This is a genomic window from Pseudomonas aphyarum, from assembly GCF_028657055.1.
Lineage (GTDB): Bacteria > Pseudomonadota > Gammaproteobacteria > Pseudomonadales > Pseudomonadaceae > Aquipseudomonas > Aquipseudomonas aphyarum.
On the sequence record NZ_JAMDGS010000018.1, the window covers coordinates 92,466 to 99,281 of the forward strand.

Annotated in this window: 6 protein-coding genes; 2 read left to right on the forward strand and 4 right to left on the reverse strand. The window is 60.9% G+C overall.

Translation table 11 applies throughout. From position 1 onward, the window contains the following. Positions 1-32 precede the first annotated feature (32 nt). Positions 33-974, forward strand: a complete 942-nt coding sequence (locus M5G18_RS26705; protein WP_273900148.1) for a LysR family transcriptional regulator — start codon at positions 33-35, stop codon at positions 972-974. Here M5G18_RS26705 and M5G18_RS26710 read toward each other — a convergent pair. From M5G18_RS26710 to M5G18_RS26720, 3 genes are all read right to left on the reverse strand, one after another. Further along, complete coding sequence (locus M5G18_RS26710; RefSeq protein ID WP_273900146.1) at positions 943-1,671, reverse strand: aspartate/glutamate racemase family protein; 729 nt, start codon at positions 1,669-1,671, stop codon at positions 943-945. The two genes, M5G18_RS26705 and M5G18_RS26710, sit on opposite strands and share 32 nt — an antisense overlap. 54 nt (positions 1,672-1,725) lie before the next feature. Further along, a complete protein-coding gene (locus M5G18_RS26715) occupies positions 1,726-3,270 on the reverse strand; it encodes an NCS1 family nucleobase:cation symporter-1 (RefSeq protein WP_273900145.1) in 1,545 nt (514 codons plus the stop codon). A gap of 512 nt (positions 3,271-3,782) precedes the next feature. Continuing rightward, positions 3,783-4,517 carry a phosphoadenylyl-sulfate reductase gene (locus M5G18_RS26720; RefSeq protein ID WP_007960132.1) on the reverse strand — a complete coding sequence of 245 codons (735 nt, stop codon included), beginning with the start codon at positions 4,515-4,517 and terminating at the stop codon, positions 3,783-3,785. 163 nt (positions 4,518-4,680) lie between these two features. Between M5G18_RS26720 and thrH the strand changes: the two genes are divergently transcribed. Beyond that, a complete protein-coding gene (thrH, locus tag M5G18_RS26725; RefSeq protein ID WP_273900144.1) occupies positions 4,681-5,298 on the forward strand; it encodes a bifunctional phosphoserine phosphatase/homoserine phosphotransferase ThrH in 618 nt (205 codons plus the stop codon). 41 nt (positions 5,299-5,339) lie between these two features. Here thrH and pabB read toward each other — a convergent pair whose 3' ends face one another. Then, complete coding sequence (gene pabB, locus M5G18_RS26730; RefSeq protein WP_273900143.1) at positions 5,340-6,683, reverse strand: aminodeoxychorismate synthase component I; 1,344 nt, start codon at positions 6,681-6,683, stop codon at positions 5,340-5,342. Between the last annotated feature and the right edge of the window lie 133 nt (positions 6,684-6,816).

Below are 6,816 nucleotides of genomic sequence, written 5' to 3' on the forward strand. Positions count from 1 at the left end.
TCTGTGTAAACCAAAAGTTTAGAGTGGCGGCCATGGAAACCTTCAGCAGTATCGAATGCTTCGTGCGCAGCGCCGAAGTCGGCAGCTTTGCCGAGGCCGCACGACGCCTGAGCCTGACACCGGCCGCCGTGGGCAAAAGCGTGGCGAAACTGGAAGCGCGCCTCGGCGTGAGGCTGTTCCAGCGTAGCACTCGAAGATTGACCCTGACGGAAGCGGGGCAACTGTTTCTGAGTGAGGTCAGCGGCAGTCTGACCACCATCCAGAACGCGGTGAACAATCTGGCCAGCGCCGGAGGCCAACCGGCCGGCACGCTGAAAGTCAGCATGGGCACGGTGTTCGGCCGTTTGTACATCGTGCCGTTGCTGGGGGAGTTCCTGACAAGGTTTCCGGCGATCAATCCGGACTGGCACTTCGATAACCGCCAGGTCGATCTGATCGGCCAGGGTTTCGATGCGGCGATTGGCGGCGGCTTCGAACTGCCCCAAGGCGTGGTGGCGCGCAGGCTGACACCGGCGCATCGGGTGTTGGTGGCTTCTGCGGATTATCTGGATCGGTACGCGCCGATCAGCGAACCGGACGACCTCAAGCTGCACGACGGCATCCTGATCCGCTCACCGCAGACCGGTCGCGTGCGCTCCTGGCAGTTGACGCATCGCACCCGGCAACACAGCCCGCTGACCCTCAAGGCACGAATGACCATGAGCGATTCCGAAGCCGCCTGCACCACGGCGGCGCAGGGGTTGGGAATTGCTTTGGTGAGCATGCCGTTTGCCGTCGGCTATCTTGAGGCGGGGACGTTGCAGCGAGTCTTGCCCGACTGGTACGTCGACGACGGCAACATCTCCATCTATTACGCCGAACACAAACTGCTGCCGGGCAAGACCCGGGCGTTCGTCGATTTTGTCATCGAGCAGTTTTCAACCCTGGGCCTCGCCGAACGTTTCAACGCGCAAAACGTGCTGGCCAGCCGATGATGGTTTTCGGCCGTGGCGTCGCATAAGTCCGCACCTTGGACGTCGACAGGCTCAGTCGCACCAGTGATTCAGCGATGGTCACGGCCGCAGTGACGCCATCCACCACCGGCACTCCGGTGCGCTGACGGATCTTCTCGTCGAGCCCGGCCATGCCGCCGCAACCCAGGCAGATCACTTCGGCTTTATCCTGAGTCACCGCCAGTTCCGCCTGATGGACGATGGCTTCCAGCGCCCGTTGCGGTTCGTGTTCCAGCTCCAGAACCGCCAGACCACTGGCGCGTACCGAGGCGCAGCGATCCCACAGGCCGGACAGTTTCAGCCGATCCTCGATCAACGGCACAGTGCGATCCAGCGTGGTGACCACCGAATAGGCGTGGCCGAGGAACATCGCGGTGCTGGCCGCCGCATCGGTGATGTCCACCACCGGCACGTTGAGCAATTCCTGCAAACCTTCGCGACCGTGCTCGCCGTAGCCGGCCTGGATCACCGCGTCGAACGGCTGGTCGTAGGACATCACCCGGTCCATCACGGCGATGGCGGCCAGGTAACTTTCGAAATTGCCTTCGACTGAATCGGCGCCGAAGTACGGCGTCAGGCCGACAATCTCGGTGCCGGGGGAAGCGACAGCCTGCGCCGAGCGGGCGATGGCCTGGGTAATGGATTCGGTGGTGTTGACGTTGACCACGAGAATTCGCATGGGAAGTCCTTATTACGGTTGGTTCTGCGGCCCCGCGAAGGGCCGCCAAAAGATTCAGTGGCTGACGTTGTCGACGGCGATGGCTTCACCGTCGACATCGGCGTAGTGCGGCTGGCGTTTGGCAATGATCAGGTAGAGCATCCCGGCAATGCCGGCGCCGATCAGCCAGGAGAAGGGCGAAACGCTGTGGAAGCCCGGCACCAGTGCCAGAACGATCGCGATCAACGCGGCCGGAATGAACGCCGCCACCGCCCGCAGATTGACCCCGCGGCTGTAGTAATACGCGCCGTTCGGGTTTTCGCTGTACAGCTGCGGTACGTGGATCCGGCCTTTGCGGATCAGCCAGTAGTCGACCATGATCACGCCGTACAACGGGCCGAGCAGAGCGCCGAGGCCGGACAGGAAGTACACGATCACCAGCGGGCTGTTGTAGAGGTTCCACGGCAGGATCAGCACCGCAATCGTTGCGCTGATCAGCCCGGCGCGGCGAAAGGTCAGATATTTAGGCGCCAGATTGCTGAGTACGAAGGCCGGGGCGACGAAGTTGGCCATGATGTTCACCGCCACGGTGACGATCAGGAACGCCAGGCAGCCGAGCACCAGAAAGAACGTGTTGGGGATCGACGCAATGATTTCGGTCGGGCTTTCGATGATCCGGCCGTTGATCTGAAATTGCGCACCGCACAGCAGGACTGTGATCCCGGCGAACACCAGAATATTGACCGGCAGGCCCCAGAAATTTCCGATCTTGATCGTCTTGCGGCACGGCGAAGAGCGGGCGAAGTCGCAGAAGTTGAGGATCAGCGTCCCGTAGATCGCCAGCCACAAGGCGCCGCCGGCAAAGATGTTGCGCCACATCTCGCCGCCGGTCAGCGGTTCGCGGATCGACCAGGCGATGGTCGCGTTGGCCTGGGTGTACATCCACGCGGCGAGGCAGGCGACGGTTAGCAGAATCACCGGCCCGGCGAAGGCTTCGTAGCGGCGGACCATTTCCATGCCGTAGGCGAGAATCGCCAACTGCACGAACCAGATCGCCACGAAACACACCCAGCCCAGGCTCGACAGGCCGAGGATCGAGTTGTGGTCGTATTCGGCGAATCCGGGATGGATCGCCGTGAGCAACACGCGAAACACCACCGACGCCAGGTACGTCTGAATGCCGAACCAGGCAATGGCGATCACCGCCCGGATCAATGCAGGAATCTGCGCCCCGTGAATGCCGAAACTGATCCGGCTGATCACCGGAAACGGCACACCGGTTTTCTGCCCCATGTAGCCGGACAGGTTCATGAAGAAATACACCAGTGCCGCGCCGATCCCCAGCGACAGCAGAATCTGCCAGCCGCCCAGGCCCAGGGCGTACAAGCCGATGGCAAACGAGTAATTGGCGATGTTGTGCACATCGTTGGTCCACAGGGCAAAGATGCTGTATTTGCCCCAGCGCCGTCCTTCGACCTTGGTCGGCGCGAGGTCGCTGTTGTGCAGACGCGGGCTCAGTTGCAGCGGTTCGGCGATGCCATCACCGGGCACGCTGTGGTCGAGGGTGGAAGAGGCGGGCAGATTCAGCGCGATGTTGTTATTGGAGAGACTCGTACGCATTCCGGCAGGCTCCTGATGTTCGAGCCACGATGACTGTGCATGAGCGTTCGGGCTCGGCAGATCTTCGTCGCGGCGGTGAAAACATCACTGGTTACGGGGCATCTGCAGCCTGTACGGGATAGGGCGCTTCAGGCTTGCGGATCGAAAGTGTGGGTTCATGTTTTGCGGTTTTGTATACAAAACATGTATGCACTAAAGCCAGATCTGTGCCAGCCGGCGATCTATGAAAATCACCGCTGATTTCGAAAAGTTATTGAAGAGCGCTAAGTCGCTGAAATACGGGCGATATAAATTGACCGTTCGAACAGGTATTTATTTTTCGGGAGGGATTTTGGCGAGCATCGGGAGGGAGTGTTTTTGGAGCTTGATGTAACTTTTCAGGGCGTAGAAATGAAAAGTGCACACATAAATGGCACCGATGGTGACATTCGTGTGTACACATTTTTCAAGACGGGTAGGTAACACTGTGGGAGCTGATTTGCTCCCACAGTCGCATCATCGGGGCTGGAAAATCAGGCCTTGCTGATGATATTCCCGGCATGCAACCCGCATTCTTTCTGGGTCGCTTCTTCCCACCACCAGCGACCTTCGCGCTCGTGCTGGTTCGGCAGGACAGGGCGGGTGCACGGTTCGCAGCCGATGCTGATGAAGCCGCGCTCATGCAGGCTGTTGTACGGCAGCTCCAGCATGCGGATGTAGCCCCAGATTTCCTCGCTGGTCATCTGCGCCAGCGGGTTGAACTTGTACAGGGTGCGCTCCGGGGTGGAGAACGCTGTATCGATTTCCATCACCGCCACGGCACTGCGGGTGCCAGGGCTTTGATCACGGCGCTGGCCGGTGGCCCAGGCTTTGACGCCGGACAGCTTGCGGCGCAGCGGCTCGATCTTGCGGATGCCGCAGCATTCGCCATGGCCGTCCTTGTAGAAACTGAACAGGCCTTTTTCCTTCACGAACGGTTCAAGTTTCGTGTAGTCCGGCGAGACCAGTTCGATGTCGATCTTGTAGTGCTCGCGCACCTGATCGATGAAGCGGTAGGTTTCCGGATGCAGGCGGCCGGTGTCGAGACTGAACACCTTGACGTTCTTGTTCAGCTTCCAGGCCATGTCCACCAGCACCACATCCTCGGCGCCGCTGAAAGATATCCACAGGTCATCGCCGAACTCGGCGAACGCGAGTTTGAGGATGTCCTGCGCGGATTTGTTGGCATAGGTCGTGGCGAGTTCCACGACGTCGAACGTTGGGCTCATCAGGGCGGCTTCCTACAGGTCGGTGGCGCTGGGCGCTCTATATGGCGGCGATGTTAACAAAAAGCAACGGCCGCCGGGGCGGCCTCTGCGTTGCGCGGTCCAGGTCGAGCCGCTAGAGTTCGGGCTCGCTCGGCTCAATAAACATTACAAACGGGAGTGTCTTGTGGAAATTGCCTGTCTTGATCTTGAAGGGGTGCTGGTACCGGAAATCTGGATCGCCTTCGCCGAAAAAACCGGAATCGAATCGCTCAAGGCCACCACCCGGGACATTCCCGACTACGACGTGCTGATGAAGCAGCGCCTGCGCATCCTCGACGAGCATGGCCTGAAGCTTTCGGACATTCAGGAAGTGATTGCCACCCTCAAGCCGCTGGACGGCGCGGTGGAGTTCGTCGACTGGCTGCGCGAGCGGTTTCAGGTGGTGATTCTGTCGGACACGTTCTACGAGTTTTCCCAGCCGCTGATGCGTCAGCTGGGCTTTCCGACCTTGCTTTGCCATCGACTGATTACCGATGACACGGGGCGGGTGACCAGCTACCAGTTGCGTCAGAAAGATCCGAAACGCCAGTCGGTTCTGGCCTTCAAAAGTCTGTATTACCGGGTGATTGCGGCGGGGGATTCGTACAACGACACCAGCATGCTGGGCGAAGCGGATGCGGGGATTCTGTTCCATGCGCCGGATAACGTGATTCGCGAGTTTCCGCAGTTTCCGGCGGTGCATACGTTTGCCGAGTTGAAGCAGGAGTTTCTCAAGGCTTCGAATCGCGAATTGAGCCTGTAAGTCACATTGTGGCGAGGGCGCAAGCTCCCTCGCCACAAACGTCAGAGGTTCTGCAGGGTTTCGAGCAGGACCCTGACCTTGGTAATCGACTCCTGATACTCCGCCTGCCAGTCCGAATCGGCGACGATCCCGCCACCGCCCCAGCAGCACACCTGTCCATCCTTCACCAGCAGACTGCGAATGGCGATGGAGCTGTCCATCTCGCCGCGCACGTCCAGATACAGCAACGAACCGCAATACAACCCACGTCGGGTCGGCTCCAGTTCGTCGATGATCTGCATCGCGCGAATCTTCGGTGCGCCGGTGATCGAGCCGCCGGGGAAGCTGCCGGCGATCAGGTCCAGGGCGTCGCGATCTTCCGCCAGTTCACCGGTCACGCTGCTGACCAGGTGATGCACGTTCGGATAACTTTCCAGGCTGAACAATTCCGGCACCCGCACCGAGCCGATGCGGCAGGTGCGGCCCAGGTCGTTGCGCAGCAGGTCGACGATCATCAGGTTTTCCGCGCGATCCTTGGGGCTGGCCAGCAGTTCGGCGGCGTTCGCCGCGTCTTCGGCCGGGGTCGCGCCACGGGGGCGGGTGCCCTTGATCGGGCGGGTTTCCACCTGACGCTGGCTGACTTTGACGAAGCGCTCGGGCGACAGGCTCAGTACCGCGTTGCCGTCGGGCAGGCTCTGGAAACCGGAAAACGGCGTCGGGCAGGCCTCACGCAATTTGCAGTAGGCCAGCCATGGATCGCCCTGGCACGGCGCGCGGAAACGCTGGGCGAAGTTGACCTGATAGCAGTCGCCGGCCTGGATGTAATGCTGGATGCGTTCGAATGCCTGACGGTACTCGTCGGCTGAGAGATCTGCCGCCATCGGGCTGTTCAGCTTGAACGGGGTCAGTTCGGCACCCACCGGTTGGCTGAATACATCGATCAACCGCTGTTTCTCGCTGGCGCTGACCGACGGGTGAAACACCAGTTGGCTGGTGGCCGATTGGTGGTCACTGATCAACGCCCAGTCGTACAGCCCAAAACGCGCATCGGGCAATTGCAGGTCATCCCGGGCCTGGCTCGGCAGGTTTTCCAGATGCCGGCCGAAGTCGTAGCTCAGGTAACCGATCAGGCCGCCGGCAAAGGGCAATTCGTCCCCGTCAGGTAATTGCGCGTCGCCCAAGCGGGTCAGATTGTCCCGCAGACGTTGCAGGAAATCGTCGCCGCGCTCGTCCGGCAACACCGCCAGTTGTTCCAGCGGCCAGGCACTGAGCAGGTCGTAATGGCCACGGTCGGCACTCGGCCGGCCACTGTCGAGCAGCACGGCGCCGGGCGCATGGCGGACGGCCGCGAAATAGTCGGCGGGGTTGGCGCGGTAGGGCAGCGGGTGTACGGAACAGGTCAGCATGGGCGGGGCAGATCGGCCATCGAGGCGGGGTGGGGATTGTAGTCCTCTCCGATGCCAGATCAAAGTCAAAAGCCTACCCCCTCACCCCAGCCCCCTCCCCCAGGGGGGGCGAGGGGGAAAGGGAGCAGGGCAT

Excerpts from the sequence above, each read along its gene's own strand:
- M5G18_RS26705 (WP_273900148.1), top strand. The coding sequence starts at position 33 with ATGGAAACCTTCAGCAGTATCGAATGCTTCGTGCGCAGCGCCGAAGTC.
- pabB (WP_273900143.1), bottom strand. The coding sequence starts at position 6,683 with ATGCTGACCTGTTCCGTACACCCGCTGCCCTACCGCGCCAACCCCGCC.
- M5G18_RS26715 (WP_273900145.1), bottom strand. The coding sequence starts at position 3,270 with ATGCGTACGAGTCTCTCCAATAACAACATCGCGCTGAATCTGCCCGCC.
- M5G18_RS26720 (WP_007960132.1), bottom strand. The coding sequence starts at position 4,517 with ATGAGCCCAACGTTCGACGTCGTGGAACTCGCCACGACCTATGCCAAC.
- M5G18_RS26710 (WP_273900146.1), bottom strand. The coding sequence starts at position 1,671 with ATGCGAATTCTCGTGGTCAACGTCAACACCACCGAATCCATTACCCAG.